General features: G+C 48.2%; 24 protein-coding genes. 12 read left to right on the forward strand and 12 right to left on the reverse strand.

Features of this window, described 5'->3' with window-relative positions; all coding sequences use genetic code 11:
* Positions 1–90: 90 nt before the first annotated feature.
* From ACW5MY_RS05085 to ACW5MY_RS05095, 3 genes are all read left to right on the forward strand, one after another.
* Positions 91–1,275: a pyridoxal phosphate-dependent aminotransferase gene (locus ACW5MY_RS05085; RefSeq protein ID WP_038463195.1), complete on the forward strand. Its 1,185-nt coding sequence runs from the start codon at positions 91–93 to the stop codon at positions 1,273–1,275.
* A 32-nt stretch (positions 1,276–1,307) separates the two neighbouring features.
* Complete coding sequence (locus ACW5MY_RS05090; RefSeq protein WP_289394246.1) at positions 1,308–2,552, forward strand: beta-ketoacyl synthase N-terminal-like domain-containing protein; 1,245 nt, start codon at positions 1,308–1,310, stop codon at positions 2,550–2,552.
* A 233-nt stretch (positions 2,553–2,785) separates the two neighbouring features.
* The gene (locus ACW5MY_RS05095) at positions 2,786–4,174 is read left to right on the forward strand and encodes a hemolysin family protein (protein WP_289394247.1); all 1,389 of its coding nucleotides are present in this window, start codon (positions 2,786–2,788) and stop codon (positions 4,172–4,174) included.
* 13 nt (positions 4,175–4,187) lie between these two features.
* Here the strand turns inward: ACW5MY_RS05095 and crcB are convergent, their stop codons facing one another.
* From crcB to ACW5MY_RS05110, 3 genes are read right to left on the reverse strand one after another with little or no spacing between them, the layout of a single operon-like run.
* Entirely contained in the window at positions 4,188–4,547 is a 360-nt protein-coding gene (crcB, locus tag ACW5MY_RS05100; RefSeq protein WP_013351671.1) for a fluoride efflux transporter CrcB, read from the reverse strand.
* Positions 4,544–4,939 (reverse strand): fluoride efflux transporter FluC, encoded by a 396-nt coding sequence (locus tag ACW5MY_RS05105; RefSeq protein WP_013351672.1) that lies wholly within the window; start codon positions 4,937–4,939, stop codon positions 4,544–4,546. The genes crcB and ACW5MY_RS05105 overlap by 4 nt, the downstream gene beginning before the upstream one ends.
* 1 nt (position 4,940) lies before the next feature.
* Entirely contained in the window at positions 4,941–5,657 is a 717-nt protein-coding gene (locus tag ACW5MY_RS05110) for a glycerophosphodiester phosphodiesterase (protein ID WP_013351673.1), read from the reverse strand.
* Between the two features lie 169 nt (positions 5,658–5,826).
* On the opposite strand from ACW5MY_RS05110, the gene ACW5MY_RS05115 reads away from it, so the two are divergent.
* The 3 genes from ACW5MY_RS05115 to ACW5MY_RS05125 all read left to right on the forward strand — a co-directional run bounded on the left by ACW5MY_RS05115 (position 5,827) and on the right by ACW5MY_RS05125 (position 8,005).
* Positions 5,827–5,931, forward strand: a complete 105-nt coding sequence (locus ACW5MY_RS05115) for a YhdX family protein (RefSeq protein ID WP_003155299.1) — start codon at positions 5,827–5,829, stop codon at positions 5,929–5,931.
* 162 nt (positions 5,932–6,093) lie between these two features.
* Positions 6,094–7,209: a mechanosensitive ion channel family protein gene (locus ACW5MY_RS05120; RefSeq protein ID WP_013351674.1), complete on the forward strand. Its 1,116-nt coding sequence runs from the start codon at positions 6,094–6,096 to the stop codon at positions 7,207–7,209.
* A 64-nt stretch (positions 7,210–7,273) separates the two neighbouring features.
* The gene (locus tag ACW5MY_RS05125) at positions 7,274–8,005 is read left to right on the forward strand and encodes an NAD-dependent protein deacylase (RefSeq protein WP_376745306.1); all 732 of its coding nucleotides are present in this window, start codon (positions 7,274–7,276) and stop codon (positions 8,003–8,005) included.
* 33 nt (positions 8,006–8,038) lie between these two features.
* Here the strand turns inward: ACW5MY_RS05125 and ACW5MY_RS05130 are convergent, their stop codons facing one another.
* Positions 8,039–8,887 (reverse strand): polysaccharide deacetylase family protein, encoded by an 849-nt coding sequence (locus ACW5MY_RS05130; RefSeq protein ID WP_013351676.1) that lies wholly within the window; start codon positions 8,885–8,887, stop codon positions 8,039–8,041.
* Between the two features lie 260 nt (positions 8,888–9,147).
* Here ACW5MY_RS05130 and dat point away from each other — a divergent pair, with 260 nt between their 5' ends.
* Positions 9,148–9,999 carry a D-amino-acid transaminase gene (gene dat / locus ACW5MY_RS05135; protein WP_013351677.1) on the forward strand — a complete coding sequence of 284 codons (852 nt, stop codon included), beginning with the start codon at positions 9,148–9,150 and terminating at the stop codon, positions 9,997–9,999.
* A gap of 42 nt (positions 10,000–10,041) precedes the next feature.
* Here dat and ACW5MY_RS05140 read toward each other — a convergent pair whose 3' ends face one another.
* The gene (locus tag ACW5MY_RS05140; protein WP_289394248.1) at positions 10,042–10,626 is read right to left on the reverse strand and encodes a TetR/AcrR family transcriptional regulator; all 585 of its coding nucleotides are present in this window, start codon (positions 10,624–10,626) and stop codon (positions 10,042–10,044) included.
* Between the two features lie 108 nt (positions 10,627–10,734).
* On the opposite strand from ACW5MY_RS05140, the gene ACW5MY_RS05145 reads away from it, so the two are divergent.
* The gene (locus ACW5MY_RS05145) at positions 10,735–11,286 is read left to right on the forward strand and encodes a hypothetical protein (protein WP_013351679.1); all 552 of its coding nucleotides are present in this window, start codon (positions 10,735–10,737) and stop codon (positions 11,284–11,286) included.
* Between the two features lie 66 nt (positions 11,287–11,352).
* Here ACW5MY_RS05145 and ACW5MY_RS05150 read toward each other — a convergent pair whose 3' ends face one another.
* On the reverse strand, positions 11,353–11,853 hold the full coding sequence (locus ACW5MY_RS05150) for a universal stress protein (RefSeq protein ID WP_013351680.1): 501 nt from the start codon (positions 11,851–11,853) through the stop codon (positions 11,353–11,355).
* A 419-nt stretch (positions 11,854–12,272) separates the two neighbouring features.
* On the opposite strand from ACW5MY_RS05150, the gene ACW5MY_RS05155 reads away from it, so the two are divergent.
* Both ACW5MY_RS05155 and ACW5MY_RS05160 read left to right on the forward strand, forming a co-directional pair.
* Positions 12,273–14,030, forward strand: coding sequence for an ABC transporter ATP-binding protein (locus ACW5MY_RS05155; RefSeq protein WP_013351681.1), 1,758 nt, complete (start codon positions 12,273–12,275; stop codon positions 14,028–14,030).
* Positions 14,027–16,048, forward strand: coding sequence for an ABC transporter ATP-binding protein (locus ACW5MY_RS05160; protein ID WP_013351682.1), 2,022 nt, complete (start codon positions 14,027–14,029; stop codon positions 16,046–16,048). Before ACW5MY_RS05155 ends, ACW5MY_RS05160 begins: the two co-directional genes overlap by 4 nt.
* A 37-nt stretch (positions 16,049–16,085) precedes the next feature.
* Here ACW5MY_RS05160 and ACW5MY_RS05165 read toward each other — a convergent pair whose 3' ends face one another.
* The 6 genes from ACW5MY_RS05165 to ACW5MY_RS05190 all read right to left on the reverse strand — a co-directional run bounded on the left by ACW5MY_RS05165 (position 16,086) and on the right by ACW5MY_RS05190 (position 20,129).
* The gene (locus ACW5MY_RS05165; protein WP_013351683.1) at positions 16,086–16,706 is read right to left on the reverse strand and encodes an NAD(P)-dependent oxidoreductase; all 621 of its coding nucleotides are present in this window, start codon (positions 16,704–16,706) and stop codon (positions 16,086–16,088) included.
* A 28-nt stretch (positions 16,707–16,734) separates the two neighbouring features.
* The gene (locus ACW5MY_RS05170; RefSeq protein ID WP_014469983.1) at positions 16,735–16,860 is read right to left on the reverse strand and encodes a hypothetical protein; all 126 of its coding nucleotides are present in this window, start codon (positions 16,858–16,860) and stop codon (positions 16,735–16,737) included.
* A 102-nt stretch (positions 16,861–16,962) separates the two neighbouring features.
* Positions 16,963–17,169, reverse strand: a complete 207-nt coding sequence (locus tag ACW5MY_RS05175) for an alpha/beta-type small acid-soluble spore protein (RefSeq protein ID WP_013351684.1) — start codon at positions 17,167–17,169, stop codon at positions 16,963–16,965.
* Between the two features lie 222 nt (positions 17,170–17,391).
* Positions 17,392–17,607: a YheE family protein gene (locus tag ACW5MY_RS05180; RefSeq protein ID WP_012117190.1), complete on the reverse strand. Its 216-nt coding sequence runs from the start codon at positions 17,605–17,607 to the stop codon at positions 17,392–17,394.
* 82 nt (positions 17,608–17,689) lie between these two features.
* Positions 17,690–19,048, reverse strand: coding sequence for a YheC/YheD family endospore coat-associated protein (locus tag ACW5MY_RS05185; RefSeq protein WP_014469985.1), 1,359 nt, complete (start codon positions 19,046–19,048; stop codon positions 17,690–17,692).
* Positions 19,038–20,129, reverse strand: coding sequence for a YheC/YheD family endospore coat-associated protein (locus ACW5MY_RS05190; RefSeq protein ID WP_013351687.1), 1,092 nt, complete (start codon positions 20,127–20,129; stop codon positions 19,038–19,040). The genes ACW5MY_RS05185 and ACW5MY_RS05190 overlap by 11 nt, the downstream gene beginning before the upstream one ends.
* A 239-nt stretch (positions 20,130–20,368) precedes the next feature.
* On the opposite strand from ACW5MY_RS05190, the gene ACW5MY_RS05195 reads away from it, so the two are divergent.
* Complete coding sequence (locus ACW5MY_RS05195) at positions 20,369–21,502, forward strand: DUF445 domain-containing protein (RefSeq protein WP_013351688.1); 1,134 nt, start codon at positions 20,369–20,371, stop codon at positions 21,500–21,502.
* 85 nt (positions 21,503–21,587) lie between these two features.
* Positions 21,588–21,938: a YlbF/YmcA family competence regulator gene (locus ACW5MY_RS05200; RefSeq protein ID WP_041481637.1), complete on the forward strand. Its 351-nt coding sequence runs from the start codon at positions 21,588–21,590 to the stop codon at positions 21,936–21,938.
* Positions 21,939–22,107: the final 169 nt, after the last annotated feature.

Raw genomic sequence — 22,107 nt, forward strand, 5'->3', positions numbered from 1 at the left:
GGCAGGCTTCCGGAAAAAGCGTTGACTGCGCCATGTAAATCTTTCATAATCATTGTAAATAGAAACGGAAGAAAAAGACAGAAGGGACAGATGACAGTGGCCGGTTTATCACGGGAAGTGACAGAAAATCTGGAGAAAGGCTCTTGGATACGAAAACTATTTGATGAAGGCGCGCGGCTGAAAAAAGAATTCGGCGCCGATAAGGTGTTTGACTTTTCAATAGGAAATCCGGTTGCGGAGCCGCCAGAAACATTTAAAAAGGCGCTTTGCGAAGCGGCTGAAACAGGTAGGCACGGATACATACAAAACCAGGGGCTTCCGGAGGCGAGAGAGAAGGTTGCAGGCTTTTTGTCAGAGCGGTTTCAGACCGAGATTTCTGCCAGGCATACAGTCATGACGGTCGGGGCAGGCGGAGCGCTGAATGTTGCGCTGAAGAGCATCCTGAACCCGGGGGAAGAAGTCATCCTTCTTTCACCTTATTTCGCGGAATATAAAGCGTATGTTGAAAATTACCGCGGCAGCCCCGTCATCTGCCCGCTGACTGACTCATTTGAGATTGATATTGAAGCGGTGAGAGAAGCGATCACTCCCCGTACGAAAGGACTGATCGTCAATACGCCGCATAACCCGACGGGGACTGTGCTGAACCAGAAAAATCTTAATGATTTGGGCGCCTTATTAAAAGAAGCCGAGGAGCGGAACGGGCAAAGCATCTTCATTTTGTTTGATGAACCGTACAGCCAGCTGATCTACGGAGAAGAACAGGCGAATCCGTTTCAGGCGTATCACCGCGTTATTTTAGTCAGTTCGTTCAGTAAAGATCTCGGCATTGCGGGGGAAAGGCTCGGGTATATCGCAACAGACGCCCAAATACCTGAGCGCGGCCTTCTGACGGATGCGCTCGTTTTCTGCAACCGGACGCTCGGCTTTGTGAATGCACCGGTCATGATGCAGCGCGCAATAGCGAAAATGGACGATCTTTCGATTGACGCCGAACCTTATCGAAAGCGGAGAGATCTTATGGTGGACATCCTCACAGAAGCCGGCTTTGAATTTGAAATGCCGAAAGGAGGCTTTTTCGTCTTTCCAAAATCACCGATTGAAGACGAGGTGGCTTTCTGCATGCATGCCGCACAGAAATATAAACTATTGATCGTACCCGGCAGCGGATTTGGAAAAAGCGGCTATTTCCGATTATCTTTCAGCGTGCCTTCAGAACAGATCAGACAGTCGCGGGACATTTTCAAAGCACTGTATCAAGATTTTTCTTCATAGCTTCCAATACATAAAGATGGGAGAACGGTCAAATGTCGAGGAGAAATGATGGCACGTCAGACATCAGCATTACAGGAATCGGGGTCTTAACCGCGGTCGGACAAGGCAAGGAGGCGTTTCTTGATGCGCTTATGGATGGGCGGCACGCCTTCGATGTGATGAAACGCCCCGGCCGGCAGAAAGGCAGTTCGTGTATCGGCGCGGAGCTTAGCGGATTAACGCCGCCTGATGCGCTGTCGAAGCGCTTGTACCGAAGGGCCGCATTATCAGGAAAGGCGGCGCTTATCGCTTTATATGAGGCATGGCATGACGCTCAATTAGACGGCGCTGATCACAGCCGCACCGGTCTGATCATCGGCGGTTCAAATACGACGCAGCGCGAACTGATGCAGGTCTTTGAGAAAAACGGTGAAATGCCGCAATTTGTGAATCCGACGTACGGGCTTTCTTTTATGGATAGTGATTTGTCGGGGCTTTGTACGGAGCAATTCGGGATAAAAGGGCCGGCCTTTACGGTCGGCGGCGCGTCGGCAAGCGGTCAGGCGGCGGTTATCCAGGCCGCTCAAGGAATCAATGGCGGCCTGTTTGACCGCTGTATCGTGATCGGGGCGCTGGCCGATCTGTCGTATATGGAGTGTCACGCTCTCCGCTCACTGGGAGCAATGGGCACCGATACATACGCTGAACGTCCTGAAGCCGCTTGCCGCCCGTTTGACCGGCATACGGACGGGTTTATATTCGGAGAAGCGTGCGGGGCGATCGTGCTGGAACGCGCTGAATCTGCCGAACAGAGGGGCGCGCGTTCATGGGCCGGCTTAAAGGGCTGGGGCATGGCTTCCGATGCGAACCGCAATCCGAATCCTTCAGCAGAGGGTGAAATGACGGTGATCCGCCAGGCACTGGAGCGGGCCGGTCTTTCAGCGAAAGAGATCGATTACATCAATCCGCACGGCACCGGTTCGCCGATCGGAGATAAGACTGAATGCCGGGCGCTTTCTGAAAGCGGTCTGTCGCACGCACGGATTAATGCGACAAAATCGATTACAGGTCACGGCCTGAGTGCGGCCGGAACGGTAGAAATCATTGCGGCGCTCCTGCAAATGCGGGAATCCAAGCTTCATCCGACCAGAAACTTAACGGAGCCGATCGACGGCGCATTCCAGTGGGTGACGGACGAACCGATCGCCCATACCGTACACCATGCGCTAAGCTTAAGCATGGGATTCGGAGGGATTAATACGGCGCTTTGTTTAGAAAATCATTTCCGAAGCAGATAACGGCAGTCTTCTTTTTTGAAGGCTGTTTTTTTATATGATAAAAAAATCTGAAAATGAAGAAAGAATTGAGTTGTGATACAATAAAATATACAAATTATAATCATGCTTTGACTTAGGAGGTGGCAGGATGGGGCCCTCTGCATAGTCAATCACCCATTTCGTTCCTCTCGCTTAAGAAAAAATGATGAAATCAGGAGGTGACGTCCTTATCCTTCAATCAGGGATAAGGTGAAATGGACGATATTGACAGTTTGATTTTAATCGGTGTGCTCATTGCGTTAACGGCGTTTTTCGTGGCGAGTGAATTTGCGATCGTCAGAGTGAGGAGATCCAGAATCGATCAGCTCATCCTAGAAGGGAACAGACGGGCAGTGCTTGCAAAGCGTATCATTACGGATCTTGATGAGTATTTATCCGCCTCGCAGCTCGGCATTACACTGACATCCATCGGGCTCGGGGTGCTGGGAGAGCCAGCATTTGAGCGGATGCTTCATCCTGTGTTTCGGGGTATGGGACTGCCGGATTCTGCTGAGCATGTGATTGCTTTTGCCGCGGCGTACGGGCTGATTACATTTTTACATGTCGTCGTCGGTGAGCTTGCGCCTAAAACGGTTGCCATTCAAAAAGCGGAAAAGCTGACGTTATGGATTGCAGGGCCGCTTCGGTTATTTTACGTGTTCATGTTCCCGTTTATTTGGGTGCTGAACGGCTCCGCGAGAATTTTGACCGGTTTGCCCGGATTAAAGCCGGTATCTGAGCATGAAGGCTCCCACTCTGAAGAAGAGCTGCGGATCCTGCTGTCAGAAAGTTTAAAAAACGGAGAAATCAATCCGTCTGAATATACATTTGTGAATAAAATTTTTGAGTTTGATAATCGGATCGCCAGGGAAATCATGATTCCGAGAAAAGAAATCGCCGCTGTTTCAACTGATATGTCAGTGCCGGAAATGCTTGATATGATGCTGAAAGATAAATATACGCGCTGGCCCGTAACGGACGGGGACAAAGACAGCGTTATCGGCATGATCAATACGAAGCATCTCTTTTCAGATCTGCTGTTTATGACAGAAGATGAAAAAGCGGAAGTATCCATCGCCTCTTACGTCCGTCCGGTCATTGAAGTCATCGAGACGATTCCGATACACGATCTTCTGATAAAAATGCAGAGAGAGCGTATTCATCTGGCGATATTATCTGATGAATACGGCGGAACGTCCGGTCTTGTGACGACCGAAGACATCCTTGAAGAAATCGTCGGCGATATCAGAGACGAATTTGATGAAGACGAACAGCCGCTGATTCAAAAGCTGTCCGAACGCCATTATGTGCTGGACGGAAAGGTTCGCATCGATCAGGTGAATCATCTGCTCGGCGCAGGGATTGAAGAGGAAGTCGACACGATCGGCGGGCTTGTGCTGAAGCGGAATATTGATATCTGTTCGGGTGAGTCGATACAGATCGGGGGATACACTGTCCTCGTATTAGAAATGGACGGCCGGTTTATTAAACGTCTTGAAGTAAAAGAAGAACAGGGCCGCACTGGCGGTCAGGAAACAATAAACCGCCCGCTGCCCGTGCCTGAAGCGGTCATGCTTCATAACGCAACCTTGAGCGAAAAATAAGCTCAAGGTTTTTTTAAATGGATATGATAATGAGGCCGCACCAGAACGCCAAAAGGCTTCCGGCTGCTGAAACTGCGATGTAGAGCAGGCTTTCCTTTATGCGATTGTTCATCATCAGCTGCACGGCTTCAATACTGAAGGTGGAAAAGGTCGTAAACGCACCGAAAAAACCTGTCGCGATGATGATACCGGCGGAAGGATTATCCAGACCCAGTCCGGTGAACATGCCGAGACCGAAAGAGCCGAGCAGGTTGACCGCAGCCATTCCAAGCGGAATCGGAAAACCTTTTGTCCTTTCTGAAATGGTTTGACCCAGCAGAAAACGCAATACCGCTCCGATTCCCGCTGCGATAAGCATCAAAACAATCGTCATGACGTTTCATGCCCCTTTCCCGCTGAACGGAGAGCAATCCGCCGTCCGCAGAAAATGCCGGCATACGCAAGGGCAAGGCCGGCGAATAATGTCGCGGCAGCATAACAAAAAGCAGCTGCGGGAGACGATTGCAGCAAAAAGACGGTTTCTTTTGCGAAGGTTGACATCGTCGTGAAACCTCCGCAAAAACCGGTTCCGAAAAAGGCGGTTAGAAGAGGGCGCTTTGCCCGAATGACAAAATAACCCGTGATAAGACCAAGTAAAAGGCTTCCCGCCGCGTTTTCGAGGAAAGTAGCCGCGGGGAAAGAACTGCTGTGAATGTGCGTGCTCAATTCAAAGCGGAGCAAAGCGCCAAGCGCCCCTCCGATAAAAATTGCGATGTATTGTTTCATATCAGCCATCCTTAGAAATAAAATCCGGAAAATCAGTTACAATGCCGTCAACTGCCATCATTTGCAGCTTTTCGGCCGTCTTTTTGTTTCTGACCGTCCATGCAAATACTTTCAGGCCGTGTCTGTGGGCGGTGGAAATCAAGAACCGATTCAGGCGGGTGTATTTAATATTGACATAATTTGCGGCTGATTTGTAGGCGGTCAGCTGGCTTTTGGAAAACATCCCAAAGCTGGGCCTGGCAATGATCGCAGTCGGAACGGACGGATACATGTCATGAAAGATCTGAATCGACTTGAGGCTGAAAGATTGAACGATATGATAAATGGAAAAGGAAAACTTGCTTAACAGCTGGCCGACTGCTTTTTCAAGACCGACTTGAGAAGCGTGCCCTTTTAGTTCAATTAAAAATCCGATTTTAGAATGATAGCGCTTCAAGACCTCTTCGAGCAGGGGAATCCGCTCTCCTTTAAACTCAGCTCCGTACCAGCTTCCGGCGTCCAAAGACTGCAGCTGCTTCAGCGTGTAATCTTTTACAAAACCGGAGCCGTCCGTTGTCCTGTCGACTCTGTCATCATGAATGACGACAATGTGTCCGTCTTTTGTGAGCTGGACGTCAAGCTCAATGAAATCAGCGTTCAATTCGGCCGCGATATCAAATGCCGCAAATGTATTTTCGGGCGCATTACCGGATGCGCCGCGATGGGCGATGGTATACAAGCTTGTCAGCTCCCCTCAAGGGCATTTCTGTTATTATATCAAATTCATATATGCACAGCGATTCAAACTGGTGAATGTGCGAAAGAGGATTTTTTTGGAATGAAGATAGTGCTTTTTTCGGTTTACAATCCGCAGTGGTGATTTATAATGGCAAAAAGGAGGCGAGATCATGGGAAAAGGGAGATTGAAAGTGGAAGAAAGAATTAAAGCCGAAACCGATGCTGAAATTCAAAAAGCGACTCTCCTGAAACAGACACAATCGAAGAAGAAATAGTGCCTGCCCCTGTTGTATCTGGCTGAAAGATGAACGAATTTTGTGAAAACCCCGGCTGTGTTCTGCTGCCAGGGTTTTTAGGCTGCCTGAAGACATTAAAAGAAGCTGATGTCCGAATGTTTTAGTATAATGGATTTTCGACAAGACAAAGGAGCATATGCCATGATGACACATTTTCAGAGCTTTTTTACTCTTGACCATATTTCACAGATCGGTATCAGCATTGGAATTTTAGCGGCTTTTCTCATTTTGAGAAAGCTGTTTGTCAAATACTTTTTTCAGCTTGTTTATAAATTGGCGAACAAACCGAAAACCGACATATTCAAACAGATTGCCATCGCGTTTGACAAGCCGGCCAGATGGTTTTTCGTGGCGCTGGGGCTGTTTTTGGCGATTGAGTATTCGCCGTTTTTAGACGGGCAGATGGATATTGTCAAAAAAATGTACCGCTCCCTGATCGTGGCGCTGATCGCCTGGGGGCTTTGCAATCTGACATCCGCGTCTTCCTTTTTATTTCATAAAGTCAATCAGCGCTTTGAGCTTGATATGGATGACATTTTGGCGCCGTTTTTATCCAAGGTGCTGCGCTTTGTCATTCTCGCGCTCAGCGTCAGTGTAATCGCGCAGGAATTTAATTATGATGTAAACGGGTTCGTGGCCGGACTCGGACTTGGCGGGCTGGCCTTCGCACTCGCGGCTAAAGATACGATCAGCAATTTTTTCGGCGGTATCATCATCATTACGGAGAAGCCGTTTACGATCGGCGACTGGGTCGAGACGTCGTCTGTGACGGGGGGCGTAGAAGATATTACATTCAGAAGCACAAGGTTCCGCACGGCGCAGGGGGCGCTTGTCACCGTGCCCAATTCAACGCTGTCCATGGAAGCCATCACAAACTGGACGAGAATGACGAAGCGCCAGGTTACGTTTTCCATTCGTGTCTCTTATGCGACGCCGATTGACCGTTTAGAGCGGTGCATCATCAGGCTCAGAGAAATGCTGCGTGAACATGAAGGCGTACATGATGATACGATTATGGTTCATTTTGACGTGTTTGCAGACAGCTATTACAATCTGTTTTTTAACTTCTACACAAAGACCATCGTCTGGGCGGAAAGTCTGGATGTGCGGCAGGATATCAACCGCCGGATTATTGATCTTTTTGCGGAGGAAGGCGTGGAATTCGCCTATCCGGGCCAAACGGTTTTTGTGAAACAGAAAAATCAGGATGAACCGGTTCAAGTCAATGGTCATTCCGGAGAAAAAGAACGGGCATAACAGGCGCCGTTCTTTTTTCATGATATGATAAAAAGAAAAAGGCGGTGGAAGAGTGGAAGCGGTTATGACATTGATCAATCAGGCTGAACGTATCATGGTGCTGACGGGAGCGGGCATGAGCACGGAATCCGGCATTCCTGATTTTCGTTCGGCGGGCGGTATATGGACCGAAGACACCTCCAGAATGGAAGCGATGAGCAGGGAATACTTTGAACGCCGTCCGCGCGACTTCTGGCCTAAATTCAAACAGCTGTTTCAGATGAAAATGAGCGGAAGTTATGAACCGAATGCCGGCCATAAGTATTTGGCGGATCTTGAAAAGCGGGGAAAACAGGTAGACATTTTCACGCAGAATATTGACGGGCTTCATAGAAAAGCGAGAAGCAGCAGTGTCTATGAGCTTCACGGTTCAATTCAGACCGCCGCATGCCCCCGCTGCGGAGCGCGCTACGGGCTTTCACATCTGCTGAAGGAAGAAGTGCCGGAATGTACGGCGGAGACCGGAGATCATGCGGTATGCGGCGCTGTATTAAAGACGGATGTCGTCCTGTTCGGCGATCTTGTTCAGCATTTTGAAACCCTTTATGAAAAGCTTGATAAAGCTGATCTTCTTCTTGTGATCGGCACTTCGCTTGAGGTGGCGCCGGCAAGGTTTGTCCCTGAGGATGTGAGCCGGATTCCCGGTTTGAAGCAGGTGATCATTAACCTTGAGCCGACATATTGCGACCATTTATTTGATCTTGTCATTCATGAGAAGATCGGTGAATTTGCAAAGCGGATCAGCGCCGCGACATAAAAAAAGCCGGATCATATACAGATCCGGCTTTTCTTATTCATGGACGGGAATCATTTGATCCGTCAGCACGTCAAATGAGTAGCCCTGAGCTTTCAGTTTTTGGATCAGGCTCGGCAAAGCATGCACCGTCGCAGGCAGATCGTGCATTAAAATGACATGCGGCCTGCTCGTATGAACACTTTCCAAATATGCGAGCTGATTCAGCACTTCCGGCACGTACCGGGCATTCTTGTACTTCCAGTCCTCGCTGTCTATCGTCCAGTCCCAGTACACGAAGCCGCCTTTTTCGAGATGCTTAATCTGGGTGTCTGTCAATGACGGTTTGCTGCCGTAAGGCGTACGGACAAGATCCGTTTTCACTCCGGTGATTGCCTGGAGCGTATCGCGTCCCTGCTGCATTTCTTTCAGCGGCGATGTCGGTGTTTGATAAAACAGATGATTATCGTGCGTCACGCCATGCAGGCCGAGCGCGATTCCTTCCCGGTTCGCTCTTTCCACGGAATGCTTATAGGCTTTCATCCGCGGTTCAAGCATAAAAAAAGTGGCTTTTGCGCCATTTGCCTTCAATACATTCAACAGCTGTTCAGTATATGGAGACGGCCCGTCGTCGAAGGTTAAATATACCGTTTTTTTCCCTGTGTCTTGCTCTTTCTGCAAATGTTTAAGTAAGACGTCGGGAGAATCATTTTTCAGCCGCAGGCTTTCTGTTTCGTCTCGAAGCTGTCCGTTTGCGGTCACGGTGACCTGCTTGTTTTTTGCGGCGGAAGCGGAATAACCCATTATGACGATTACCAGAAGCAGTCCGCACAAAACTGCTAAACTCGTAAGTTTAAAAGCCAATGAAAACAGAGAAGGGGAAGCACCTTCTTTTGTCTTGCGCATAACAATCTCTCCAGTAGCATAAATTTCTTCATAATGCTGGTAACAACGGAGGCTTGCAAAGTGCCATAAGTTAACAGCATATGTATGTCGAATCAAGTATACAGGAACAAAACTGGAAAAGACATAGAAAATATGTCGAATGATAAGATTTTAAGAAAAAAATAAACTCCGCTGCCGGCTTGCTTGTTCAATATGATAGAATAGTTGACAATAACAGCTGAGAATGCACATCACGGCAGATAACGATTAGGAGGGTTTACATGAAGGCATTAGTAAACGGCCAGTTGATTGATCGTGAGGAAGCGGCAGTTGATATTGAGGACCGCGGATATCAATTCGGTGACGGTGTGTATGAAGTCATCAGAGTGTATAACGGCGCCTTATTCGGACTGCGGGAGCATATCGTCCGTCTTTTCAGAAGCGCCGCAGAAATCGGTATCGCCCTTCCGTTCTCCGCAGAAGACATAGAATGGGATCTGCAAAAGCTCGTACAGGAAAACAAACTCATTGACGGCGGAGTTTATATTCAGACGACGAGAGGGAAGGCGCCGCGAAAGCACCAGTATGACAAGGGATTGGAGCCGCAGACGACGGCATACACCTTTTCAGTGAAAAAACCGGAAAATGAACAAAAAGCCGGAGCGCAGGCCATAACGGCGGAAGACAAACGCTGGCTGAGATGTGACATTAAGAGTCTGAATTTACTGTATAATGTGATGATCAAACAAAAAGCATATGAAGCAGGCGCATATGAAGCAGTGCTGATAAGAGACGGGGCGGTAACGGAAGGAACCTCATCCAATGTATACGCCGTCATTAACGGCACCGTTCGGACGCATCCTGCAAACGAGCTGATTTTAAACGGCATTACCAGAATAAAACTTTTAGAACTGATGAAAGAAAACGGGATTGAGGTGCGGGAGAAGCCCCTTACTGAAGACGAACTCAGAGGCGCGGATGAAATTTTTATCTCGTCAACGACGTCTGAACTAATCCCGATCGTAACCCTTGACGGAAAACCGGTCGGCAGCGGTGCGCCGGGTCCTGTAGCCAAAACGATACTGGAGGCATTTCAGTCGCGCATTCAGCAGGAGATCGGAGTTCAATCATAAGCGGAAAAAAGGCCGGAAACACATCCGGCCTTTTTGCTTCTGTCAGATAAAAAGAGATTCGATATGCTGAATGAGCACGCGGGAGATCTTCTCTTTTGAAAGACGATTCGGTTCAAGCATGGCATGCAGCGCCAATCCGTCTGCGATGGCATACAATTTCTCCGCTTCTATCTCTTTATCAAGATTTGGTTTCAGATGCTTATTTTCATCCAGCCAGTCAATCAGGCTCCGGATATATTCCAAGATCCCGTCGTGCTGGGGATGAAATTCTTCCCCCTTATGTCTGGCGTAAGCTGTGAAAGCGAACCATACCTCCATTTCATCCATCGATTCTTCATCTGTCGGGATGATTTCAAGCATCAGACGCACCGCTTTTTCTTTCGGCGGCAGATCTGTCATGGCGACTTCGTTAATTCTGGCGGCAACTTTTTCTTTTACGAGTGTCATCGCGTACCCCAAAAGCTCGTCCTGGGTGGTGAAATAGTGCCTCAGCGCGCCTAAAGAAAGACCCGCTTCCCGGGCGATGTTTCTCACTGTCGCTCCTTCCATGCCCCGTTCCAGAATCGTCCGCCATGTGGCTTCGGCTATTTGTTTTCTTCTTTTTTCGTGGTCGATTATTTTAGGCATGGTTCCAGTGTAACAGGAAAAAAATTTTCTTGCAATTTTGTAATACGATTGTATTAAATAAAAAGAGGTGTTACAATGCTTTTTAGAAAACGATAAGGGGGAACCGGATTGAACGCAGTTGCTTGGTTGATTGTCATTTGTGAGGCTGCTTTTTGGGCGGCTGTCATCTGCGGATTGGCGGCGCGGTATTTATTCAGGCGGCAAAAGCTCGGAATGTTTTTTTTCGCTCTCATTCCTCTTTTGGATGCCGTATTGTTTCTTGCGGCTGCGGCTGATTTATACAGAGGGGCGACAGCGACTTTGGCGCATGCTTTGGCCGCCGTTTACATCGGAGTGTCTGTCGCCTTCGGAAAAAGCATGATTCAATGGGCGGATGAGCGTTTCCGTTATTATGTGGTAAAGGAAGGGGCAAAACCAGTTAAGCGGTACGGACTGGATTACGCCAAACATTATGCAAAAGGATGGGGGAGGCATGTATTAGCGTTTATCATCGGCGGCATTCTTTTGGCCGGAACGGTATTTCTCATTCACGACGCTTCCCGGACCGAAGCGCTCAGCGGCCTGTTAAAGGGCTGGTCCGTCGTATTGTGCATCGATTTTTTGATCATGGCGAGCTTTTTTGTAATGCCGAAAAAAAGAGGAAACAGCCGGGAGATGTAAATCGTCTTCATGCACGGACGAACACAGAAAAAAAGCAGCTTTTTATAAAGCTGCTGCACAGAAAGATCATTTTACGATAAGCACCGGAATATCGGATTTAGACGACAGCTTTTCACTGACGCTTCCGAATAAAAGTTTTTTCAGCCTGTTCCGGTCTCGGCTTCCGATGACGATCAAATCCGCCGATATGCGATCGGCATGCTCGATAATGGCGTCAGCGGGATCACCTTCTAAAATGTCGATATCTCCGTCAATCTCAGCGCCGTTCATCAGCATTCTCGCTTCGGCAATGATTTCTTCCGTGCGGTCTTCATAAATCATGGGATCAGGGGAGATTCTTTCCGCTTGGAGCGGATCAGGAACGCTTGCAATCCCGCCTCCGATATATGTCGCCCCGGCTCCCGGCCTCGGAGGATCAACAATCGTCTGGGTATCTTTTGCATTGTGGGAATGCACGACCGTTAAATCCGCGTGAAACGTTTTTGAAAGGTCTATGGCTTTTTGTAGCGCTTTCTTACTGTCATCACTTCCGTCAAAAGCTGCAATCAACCGGTCCGCATGAAACATCGGCCTCATCCTTTCAGTAAAAAAGGTTTGCAGAACAATACCCGTTTGGAAAAAAGCTAAAACCCGGATTGACAATAAAAGGATTTATTTATATGATGAAGGAAGAATATAGGAAAAAGGAGGTATGGATCATGTCAACATTACAGCGTGTCAACTCAGCTTCAGCTAAATACCGGCGTGACTGCCATACACCTTCCGTTTTCTGAACATTTGCTTAAAAACGGTGCAGTCGCGCATAAAAGGCGGGTCTGTACCTTATTTATCATAATAAGAGGCATGGAGCTGACGCTTCATGTCTTTTTTTATACAAAAAAATGAAGAAAGACAGGTGTGATGCATGTGGCGGTATTAGTGAAAAAAATGTACAACAATCCGGAAAAGCTTGAGGGAGGCTGACTAATGAAAGGGGATGACGGTATTTGTTTACTGTATTAAAAAAGCTGGCTTGGTTTTTTAAAGCCTATTGGCTGCGCTATACGACGGCGATTGTTCTGTTATTGATTGTGAATGTCATTGAAATGTTTCCGCCTAAACTTCTCGGTAACGCAATAGACGATATGAAGGCGGGTGTGTTTACGAAAAGCGGGATGCTGTTTTATATATGTGTTTTTCTCGCTTTAACGGCAGCCGTCTACTTGCTGTCTTATTTTTGGATGTATCAGCTTTTCGGCGGAGCGAATGTCATGGAGAAGATTCTCCGTTCAAAGCTGATGGGAAAACTTCTTCACATGTCACCGCCGTTTTTTGAGAAATACAGGACGGGCGATTTAATGGCGCGGGGGACAAATGATTTGCAGGCCGTCAGTATGACGACGGGCTTCGGGGTCTTAACGCTCGTTGATTCGACGATGTATATGCTGACGATATTTTTAACGATGGGGTTTGTCATCAGCTGGAAGCTGACATTCGCCGCGATTATCCCGCTGCCGATTATGGCGGCTGCGGTCAGTCTGTACGGAAAAAAGATTCATGAGCGGTTTACGGAAGCGCAGGATGCTTTCGGATCATTAAATGACAAGGTGCTGGAGTCGGTATCCGGCGTCCGGGTCATTCGGGCTTTCGTGCAGGAAAAAAATGATGTCAGCCGATTCGGAGATATGACGGCTGATGTATATGAGAAAAACATGAAGGTGGCGTTTATCGATTCTCTCTTTGAGCCGACTGTGAAACTTCTCGTCGGCCTCAGCTACCTCATCGGTCTCGGCTACGGCGCCTATCTCGTTTTTCAAAACCGGCTGACGCTGGGAGAGCTTGTATCGTTTAACGTGTATCTCGGAATGATGATCTGGCCGATGTTTGCGATCGGCGAATTAATCAATATCATGCAGCGCGGCAATGCCTCCTTGGATCGTGTCAATGAGACGCTTTCTTATGAGCCTGACGTGATCGGGCCCAAGCATCCCGCAGGTATCAAGGAGCCCGGGCGTCTCGTTTTTGAACAAGTGACCTTTACGTATCCGAGCGGAGCGGGACCGGCTCTTTCTGATGTCTCTTTTTCCGTAGAAAAAGGGCAGACGCTCGGCATTGTCGGGAAAACGGGAAGCGGAAAGACGACGATCATTAAGCAGCTTTTGCGTGAATATCCGCCCGGTGCGGGGGCGATCACGTTCACAGGCGTACCGATTCAGGAAATTCCGCTTGATCAGCTCCGCGGGTGGGTCGGCTATGTGCCGCAGGATCATATTTTATTTTCAAAGACGGTAAAGGAAAATCTGCTTTACGGACGGCAGGACGCAAGCGAAGAAGAAATCGGCAGCGCGCTGAAAGATGCGCATTTTGAAAACGATATCGGCATGCTTTCCGACGGGCTTGAGACGCTTGTCGGCGAGAAGGGCGTAGCGCTCTCAGGCGGACAAAAGCAGCGCATCTCAATTGCGAGAGCGCTTTTGACAGATCCCGACATCCTCATATTAGATGATTCGCTTTCCGCCGTTGACGCGAAAACGGAAGCGGCCATTATTGACAGCATCCGTAAAAAACGGCGGGATAAAACAACGATTATCACCACCCACCGGCTCTCGGCGGTTGAACACGCAGATCTCATTCTCGTCATGGACGAAAGTCGGGTGTCTGAAAGAGGCACACATCAGGAGCTATTGGCGCAGAACGGCTGGTATCGGGAACAATATGAGAGGCAGCAGCTGTCCTCTCTTGAAGAAGGGGGGACCAGCGCATGAAGACCGGAAGAAGATTATGGAATTACGCGCTTCAATATAAAAAACTGCTGATTTGGGCGGTCGTTCTGCTTATTATTGCGGTCGGCACTGAGCTGACCGGCCCGTTTATCGGAAAAAAAATGATTGACGATCATATTCTCGGCATTGAAAAAATATGGTATAAAGCCTCTGCGGACGATCCGGGCGCCGTCAGGTTCCGGGGGCATGATTATGTCAGGGAAGACCGGATCAAACCGGGGGCGGACAAAACCGGAGAGGTGCACATTTATCAAGTCGGTGCGGCCTACTATTTTGTTGACCGCCCCGTCAGTTTTGACGGAAACCGTTCGGTGTCTGACGGCCGGCTGACGATATCAAACGGTAAGGAAAGCAGGTCATATCCCGCCGTTACGTTATCCAAACAGGAAATTTTTCAATTTTACCGGCCGGAAATAAAAGGACTGCTGACTTTGACCGCCATATATGCGGGGCTGCTCATGTTTTCCGTGTGCTTTCATTACGGCCAGCATTACCTGCTGCAGATGGGAGCAAACCGGATCATACAGCGCATGAGGCAGGATGTATTTTCGCACATTCAGAAAATGCCGATCCGCTACTTTGATAATCTGCCCGCCGGAAAGGTCGTGGCCCGCATTACGAATGACACAGAAGCGGTCAGAGATTTATATGTAACGGTGCTGTCTACGTTTATCACAAGCGGCGTCTACATGCTCGGCATTTTTACGGCGCTGTTTATGCTTGATGTCAGGCTGGCCGCCGTTTGCCTTCTGATTATTCCGATCTTAATAATCTGGTCGGTTGTGTACCGTAAATACGCATCCGTCTTCAACCAAAAAATTCGTTCAATTAACAGTGACATCAATGCGAAAATGAACGAGTCCATTCAAGGTATGCCGATTATTCAGGCGTTCCGCCGTGAGAAGGAAACGATGAAGGAATTTGAAGAATTAAATGAAGCTCATTTCCGCTTCAAGAACAAAATGCTGTCCTTAAATTCCCTCATGTCCCACAGTCTTGTCAATGTTCTTCGCAATCTTGCGTTTGTCGGATTGATCTGGTATTTCGGAGGCGCTAGTCTGAGTGCGGCAGGATTTGTTTCGATCGGCGTGTTATATGCGTTTGTTGATTATTTAAACCGTTTGTTTCAGCCTGTTACAGGGATTGTCAACCAATTTTCGAAGCTTGAATTGGCTCGTGTTTCTGCGGGCAGGGTATTTGAACTTTTACAGGAAGAGGAAACGGAAGAAACAGGCGCTCCCGCACACAAAAAGGCGGAAGGGACTGTGGAATTCCGCGATGTTTCTTTTGGTTATCGAAAGGGAGAAGAGGTGCTGAAACATATCAGCTTTACAGCTGAAAAAGGTGAGACGGTCGCCCTCGTCGGCCATACGGGATCCGGCAAAAGCTCCATCCTTAATCTTCTGTTCCGTTTTTACGATGCCCAAAAAGGCGATATACTGCTGGACGGCAAAAGCATTTACGGCATGTCGAGACAGGAGCTGAGGTCGCATATGGGCATTGTGCTGCAAGACCCGTATCTTTTCTCGGGCACGATCGGCTCCAATGTCACCCTTGATGATCAGCGTATTTCTCCCGAGCAAGCTGAAGAAGCGCTTCGCCAAGTCGGCGCCGAAAGCCTTCTGCAATCCCTGCCGAAGGGCATCATGGAGCCCGTCACGGAAAAAGGCGGCACACTGTCCTCAGGGCAGCGTCAGCTGATTTCTTTTGCAAGGGCGCTCGCGTTCGATCCGGCCATTTTAATTTTGGATGAGGCGACGGCGCACATTGACACCGAAACAGAAGCAATCATTCAAAAAGCGCTGCAAGTGGTTCAAGAAGGGCGCACAACATTTATTATCGCCCATCGGCTTTCCACGATCAGACACGCAGACCAGATTCTCGTGCTGGAAAAGGGGCGCATCATTGAAAAGGGAAGCCATGACGAATTAATGGCGCAAAAGGGGCAGTACCATCAAATGTATGAATTACAGAAAGGAACGGCGCAGTCCGCGGTGTAACCGGAAAGGGTGAATCTAAAGATTCGCCCTTTTTTCATTAGTAAGCCAGTCCCACCCGTTTTCTGACAAACTGCGGATTCAACAGCTCACGGTACAGAAAATGCGCCGTGTCTCCGACGGTGATTCGCGAACCGCCTTCAGGCAGGATATCCTGTTCGAACCGGTAAACGCCGGAAGCATCTCCGTCAGGAAGGTAGGTGGGGCAGATGATCGTCCAGTCAACATCCTCTCCCAGAAGCATCTCGTATACGCGGGCGTGTTCCTTTGCGGCTCTTGCTGTTTTTCGTTTTGATTCCGGCGATTCAAAACGGTATTTGTCAGGCATGAGCCGTGATTGAAGGATACCCGTAGTGCCGATCGTAATCAGACGCTGAACATGATGCCGTTTCATGCTGTCTATTATATGGATCACAGCGGCTGAAAGGGTATCGCCGCCATCCGTGCCGAGACAGCTCACGACTGTGTCCGCTTTGGAGATCAATCGGTCGACATCCTCCCGCCGTCTCGCATTCCCTGTTATGATATGTTTTTCAGGAATGGGAAGGGCTGTTTCAGCTGATCTGACAAGAGCGAATATGTCACTGTGTCCGTGTTTCTGCGCTTCTTTTATAAAAGCCTGTCCGACTCTTCCCGTTGCTCCGAGTAAAGCGATTTTCATGTAAAAAACCTCCTCGCCGCTCATTATATCATTCAAAGCAGCGGGGAAAAGAATACCTGTGAATAAAGGGGAAATGGTGGGCAACATATTCATTGACCAAAGAAACAGTTACGAACTGAAACAGCTCCCAATTGACTGAGGCAATGAATGACATGTTTTCCCTCCTTTTTTCCTAGGGTATGTGGAATAGGAAAAAAGGGTGACGGCATAAAAAGAAGACGCGGTATCCCGCGCCTTCTGCAAGCCATTTATTGAGTTATTGTATGCCTTGTCCGCCCATGTGCTGCTGCGCGAAAGATACTAAACGTTTAGTGATTTCTCCTCCGACAGAACCGTTTGCACGAGAAGTTGTTTCTCCGCCAAGGTTTACGCCGAACTCAGAAGCAATTTCGTATTTCATTTGGTCGATTGCTTGAGCAGCGCCAGGTACTAATAGTTGGTTTGAAGAGTTGTTGTTAGCCATTTGTATGATCTCCTTTATAAATTAGTATGGTTGGGTTTGCTGGAATTGCACCAGCTGATGGTTTCCGGAATGAAAACCATTGCCAGCTCGGCTTCACCCAATGCTGTTTGCCGCTTTGTACTACGTATTATGGTGAATCAAACGGCATCTCATTCGGAAAACGGTGTGGTAAATAGCGGAAGAAAAAGAAAAGCCCAGCCTTTGTCGGCTGAGCTTGAACTTTCAGTCATAGATGTGATAAAGCATTAATTCATGCAGCTCTTTTACAAGAGCCGGCTCTTCTTTCCCCGGATGTGTATGTCCCCATTCAATGTCTCCGGACTTATGGTAAATCCCTTCGTAATGAGTACCCTGCCAGTAAAACGAAATCCGCCATCCGGGCAGTTTCTCTTTTTTGAATAACGGTTTCCAGCTGAAGTGCGAAATCATGACGTTCACGCTCCTTATCGGGAAATGTTGATCCTGTTCATTGTAGCTTATAGTTCTGTGCCTGTCCCGGGTAAACGAAAAAAAGACGGCCTCACCGCCAAAGTTTTTCCGGGGCGGTAATGGACCGTTCTGATAAATATGACGCATATTCAAAATTTCTCCGTTTTGTCAGGTAATCGACAGATCGCAGCTTCGGATGAGAGAAAATGCTGCGTCCGGGGCGGGAATTGGCCTCGAACATCCAAACTTTCCCTGTGTCATCGACGCCGAGGTCAAAGCCGATTTCACCGATAAAACCTTCTATATGCTCATTTAACACACGGCTGACCGCCAAGGCGGCTTTCGAAAGCTTCCGGATCATGCCGACTCTCTCTTTCGGATCGCCGTATAATTCAGCTAACGTTCTGACTTCACCGCCGTTTGCCAGATGTGTCGTAATGCTGTTTTTACCGGAAATTTTTGCTGCGATGGCCGTCACTGTCCATTTTCCCTCGGCATTTTTATTCGTATGCACCCTGAAATCGACGGGACGCCCATCCAGACAGATCAGATCAATCCCTTGCTGAATTAAAAAAGCGGACGGGTCGTTGTTTTCTTCAAATGCTTTCATGAAGGATGCCGCGTCTGAATAGTTTGCCGTCAACACCGTTCTTTCCTCATTTGTGTGTTTGACAGAGAAGCCGGCATCTGTTTTTTCCAGCTTGTAAATTCCCGTTCCGAGAGCGCCGTCCGCAGGTTTGATATATACGGTGTTAAACGTGCCGCATAACGTCTCTATCGCTTCTGCATTCGGATGGAGGACCGATTTGGGCAGGAGCGAAGCGGTGAGGCTGTTCTTTTCCAGAAGCTTATGAATGTCCCATTTATTAAAGAATTGCGGATTAAACCAAGGAATCTGATAGTCATTCATCAGCCTTTGTTTTGTCTGCTGTAAAAGCGGAACTTCTTCCGTTTTTCGGCTCGGGAGCCTGTCATATACGACATTCGGAAGCGGGACGTGCGCCCGTTTCCAGCTGTTGTCCTTATAAATCAGCGCTTGGACGGTGCCCTCTTCCCAATTGATCTGATGAGCCCCGAAAACGAAACAATATCCGTTCGCCTGCTCATGCAGGGAGAGCAGCTTGGAAAAGAAGGATGTGCGGTCTCTTAACGGGCGCGACGTTGATGAGGTGAAACCGGCTGTGAAAACGCCGATCAGCGGTCCGATGTGCACCGTCTGGCCGTGAATGAGAAAATCAGCCCGGCTTTTATGCGGTATCATCAGCTCCTCAAACAAATCTTCAGAAAGGAGCGCGCTTTTTTCAAGTGATTGAGAAAAGGCCACACGGCATTTGACAACCTTGGTCCCGAAGGCAGCGGATAACATCCCTTCCCGTTTCATGGAAAAAGGGAGATACAGCGTGTTTTTGCTTTTTTTATCGATGCCGACAATCATCCCTTTATGATTCACGCGGAAGTGCTCCTTTCCTGCTTTCCTGTGCCTGAAGATCTCTGAAGCGTTTCAGCGGACTGGTATACAAATCCTCTTTCGACTCGGGAGCCACGCTTAAAATGGCGTTTCGTCCGGGCTTTGAATTGACATCCAAAAGCCAGATGCGCCCGTCTTTGGCATAACAAATATCGAGACCCAGCTCAAACAGCGGGCCGAACTGCTCATCAAGGAAATAAGGGACGGACTGGGTGATCGAAAAGACATCATCCAATAATACAGCCTGCTGCTTTTTCGGAATGTCTTCAAACCACGTGTCAAATTTAATCGGTTCGGATCTTCCCGGCAAATGAGATAAAAGACCGTTCTGATAACCCCTTCTGACCGCTTTTCCGACCGTTTCCCAAGCTCCTGACTCATTTTTGCGCATGAAAATGCGGATGTCGCACGGGTGCTGTTCTTTATCCTGAATATTTAAGTAGGCTTGAAGCAAATAGCGGTGCTGCAGCACTTTTTTGCACCACGACTTAAAAGATACGTGGTTTGAAAACGTTTTTGTTTGTTTATTTTTTCCGATATAGTAAGTGGCTGAAATTGATTTTTTGCCTGTTTTAAGGAGGATGATGCCTCTTCCTCCCGCGCCGAAAGCGGGCTTAAGTATACATGCTTTTTCCTTCGCTAAGTATGATTGCACCTCTTCATAGCGGCTGACTTCGGCCGTTTCAGGAATATAGGGACTGATCAGATGATGCTGCTGGAGCGCATTCGTGACCGTCCATTTATCAGGAAGCCCGCGGCCGATAAATTCCGTTTTCGGATATTTTTTCAGCCATTCGACGATCGGTTTGGCTTTTTGAGCCTCGGCGGATTTTCCGTAAAAACAGCGATCGTAAATATATTCAGGAATATCAATTTCTGTTTCGTTCCATTTTCCGCTTTTCGGATGATACACGAGCGCTTTCACTCGTAAAGAATCCGGAGAGATATCAAACGGTGTAAAGCGGGCAAAGCGCACATTATACTCTGGCGCCCTTTCAGCCAATTCACCGGCGAAGTCTTCTTCGTGCCGGCGGGATACGGACATAAAACCGAGTGTTGTCATGTTGTTACTCCCCCTTTATTCAAAAAGCCGCTGATGGAACGGCCCTTCCATCCAATAAACATGCCAAGCGCAGCATAAAAAGATGATCTACTGTAAAGAGTACGAAACAGCATCTTGCCTTATTCCTGACAAACAACAATTCAGGTTCTTCATTTGCCCGCATTCACGCCAGCCTCTATAATACGAATAGATATATCATCTAGAAAAAAAGAACATAAGATGGAGGCAGAAGAAAAGGAATGGGCATAGCAGGAACGTTTCTATTTATGATTGTGATCGGAGCCGCGATCGGCGCGGTGACGAATCATCTTGCCATTCAGATGTTATTTCGTCCGTACCGCCCGTATTACCTCTTCGGGAAACGGATTCCGTTTACTCCGGGTCTGATCCCGAAAAGACGGGACGAATTGGCAAAACAGATGGGGCTCATGGTGACGAACCACCTGTTAACTCCGGAAGGCATAAAAAAGCGGCTTTTGTCAGATACCGTTAAAAACCAGGCGCTTGGATTCGCCGAACAATTCACGCAAAAAATGGCCGCGTCCGAGATGACGGTGCAGGAAGCCTTGGCCGCTGCAGGCATCCGGAATCCGCAGGAAAAAACAGATGCATGGATTGACCGTTTTACAGATGAAAAGCTTTCGGAACTGTACGCGAAATATGAGCATCGCGCCATAAAAGACTGGCTCCCTGATGAGCTGCAGAAAAAGCTGGATGAAAAAGTCCCGCTGGCCGCTGATTATATCCTGAAGCGGAGCATTGACTATTTTGAAAGTGAAGAAGGAAAAGACAGACTCGGCAATATGATTGACGACTTTTTGAATGCCAGGGGGATGCTCGGCAGCATGGTGCAGATGTTCCTCGGCAATTCAAGTCTGGCGGAACGCGTGCTGCCTGAGCTGTTAAAGTTTTTGCGCAATGAGGAAACGAAAAAGCTTCTGGCTGATCTGCTTTCTCAAGAATGGGGCAAGCTCAAATCCTATACACTTTATGAGGCCGATGAAAAGTGGAATGCGAAAGATCTGCTGTTCAGCCTGAAAAAACGGGGTCTGGCCGCACTTCAAACCGCACCCTTTTTTGAAAGCCGGCTCGGTGAGATCATCTCCCGTTATGAAAGAGAGATTACGGGAACGTATGCGCCGAAGCTGCTTGATGCAGCGCTCGGCGGTATTGCCGCTCACTTGGAGGATGTGCTGAAACGCCTGCGGCTTGAGGAAGTGGTCAAAGAGCAGGTCGATCAGTTTCCGGTTGAACGGCTGGAGGAAATGGTGCTGTCGATTTCCAAGAGAGAATTTAAGATGATTACGTATTTAGGCGGTCTGCTCGGCGGAGTTATTGGAGCAATTCAGGCTTTGTTTGTCATTCTTTTCTAAGGGAAACACCCGCCGAGGATGAAAGTCGCTCCGCAGTCTGTTATAGTGGAGTGGTATGTCTGTAAGGAAGAAAGGAGCGGTTACTATGGCAGTTAATTTTTATGATGCGGCTTATGATCTTGAAAAAGCTTTGCGAAACAGTGATGAATACAGCCGTCTGAGAGGGCTTTATGATCAGGTAAACGCAGATGAATCCGCAAAACGCATGTTTGATAATTTCCGCAACGTACAGCTGCAGCTGCAGCAAAAACAGATGTCAGGTGAAGAAATCACTCAGGAAGAGGTAGAGCAGGCGCAAAAAACGGTTGCTCTCGTACAGCAGCATGATTTGATTTCTCAGCTGATGGAAGCGGAACAGCGCATTAGCATGCTGATCGGCGAGTTAAACAAAATTATCATGAAACCTCTTGAAGAGCTTTACGGAAACCCGCAATAAGCTCCAGACCCCTCCATCCCGGATATGGAGGGGTTTTTTTATTCAACTGAAAATCAAGGAATGCTGCTTGCTGAAGGCTTTGTGATGGCGGTTTCTGTTCCTTTTGAGCTTTATCGTACATTCAGCATAGATATTTCTTCTGGTTTTTTTAGTTAAAAAAACCCTTGTC

It is taken from the genome of Bacillus sp. Bwzl_19, from assembly GCF_054900515.1.

Excerpts from the sequence above, each read along its gene's own strand:
- ACW5MY_RS05085 (WP_038463195.1), top strand. The coding sequence starts at position 91 with ATGACAGTGGCCGGTTTATCACGGGAAGTGACAGAAAATCTGGAGAAA.
- ACW5MY_RS05090 (WP_289394246.1), top strand. The coding sequence starts at position 1,308 with ATGTCGAGGAGAAATGATGGCACGTCAGACATCAGCATTACAGGAATC.
- ACW5MY_RS05095 (WP_289394247.1), top strand. The coding sequence starts at position 2,786 with ATGGACGATATTGACAGTTTGATTTTAATCGGTGTGCTCATTGCGTTA.
- crcB (WP_013351671.1), bottom strand. The coding sequence starts at position 4,547 with ATGACGATTGTTTTGATGCTTATCGCAGCGGGAATCGGAGCGGTATTG.
- ACW5MY_RS05105 (WP_013351672.1), bottom strand. The coding sequence starts at position 4,939 with ATGAAACAATACATCGCAATTTTTATCGGAGGGGCGCTTGGCGCTTTG.
- ACW5MY_RS05115 (WP_003155299.1), top strand. The coding sequence starts at position 5,827 with ATGGGAAAAGGGAGATTGAAAGTGGAAGAAAGAATTAAAGCCGAAACC.
- ACW5MY_RS05120 (WP_013351674.1), top strand. The coding sequence starts at position 6,094 with ATGATGACACATTTTCAGAGCTTTTTTACTCTTGACCATATTTCACAG.
- ACW5MY_RS05125 (WP_376745306.1), top strand. The coding sequence starts at position 7,274 with ATGACATTGATCAATCAGGCTGAACGTATCATGGTGCTGACGGGAGCG.
- ACW5MY_RS05130 (WP_013351676.1), bottom strand. The coding sequence starts at position 8,887 with ATGCGCAAGACAAAAGAAGGTGCTTCCCCTTCTCTGTTTTCATTGGCT.
- dat (WP_013351677.1), top strand. The coding sequence starts at position 9,148 with ATGAAGGCATTAGTAAACGGCCAGTTGATTGATCGTGAGGAAGCGGCA.
- ACW5MY_RS05140 (WP_289394248.1), bottom strand. The coding sequence starts at position 10,626 with ATGCCTAAAATAATCGACCACGAAAAAAGAAGAAAACAAATAGCCGAA.
- ACW5MY_RS05150 (WP_013351680.1), bottom strand. The coding sequence starts at position 11,853 with ATGTTTCATGCGGACCGGTTGATTGCAGCTTTTGACGGAAGTGATGAC.
- ACW5MY_RS05160 (WP_013351682.1), top strand. The coding sequence starts at position 14,027 with ATGAAGACCGGAAGAAGATTATGGAATTACGCGCTTCAATATAAAAAA.
- ACW5MY_RS05165 (WP_013351683.1), bottom strand. The coding sequence starts at position 16,706 with ATGAAAATCGCTTTACTCGGAGCAACGGGAAGAGTCGGACAGGCTTTT.
- ACW5MY_RS05170 (WP_014469983.1), bottom strand. The coding sequence starts at position 16,860 with ATGTCATTCATTGCCTCAGTCAATTGGGAGCTGTTTCAGTTCGTAACT.
- ACW5MY_RS05175 (WP_013351684.1), bottom strand. The coding sequence starts at position 17,169 with ATGGCTAACAACAACTCTTCAAACCAACTATTAGTACCTGGCGCTGCT.
- ACW5MY_RS05190 (WP_013351687.1), bottom strand. The coding sequence starts at position 20,129 with ATGACAACACTCGGTTTTATGTCCGTATCCCGCCGGCACGAAGAAGAC.
- ACW5MY_RS05195 (WP_013351688.1), top strand. The coding sequence starts at position 20,369 with ATGGGCATAGCAGGAACGTTTCTATTTATGATTGTGATCGGAGCCGCG.
- ACW5MY_RS05200 (WP_041481637.1), top strand. The coding sequence starts at position 21,588 with ATGGCAGTTAATTTTTATGATGCGGCTTATGATCTTGAAAAAGCTTTG.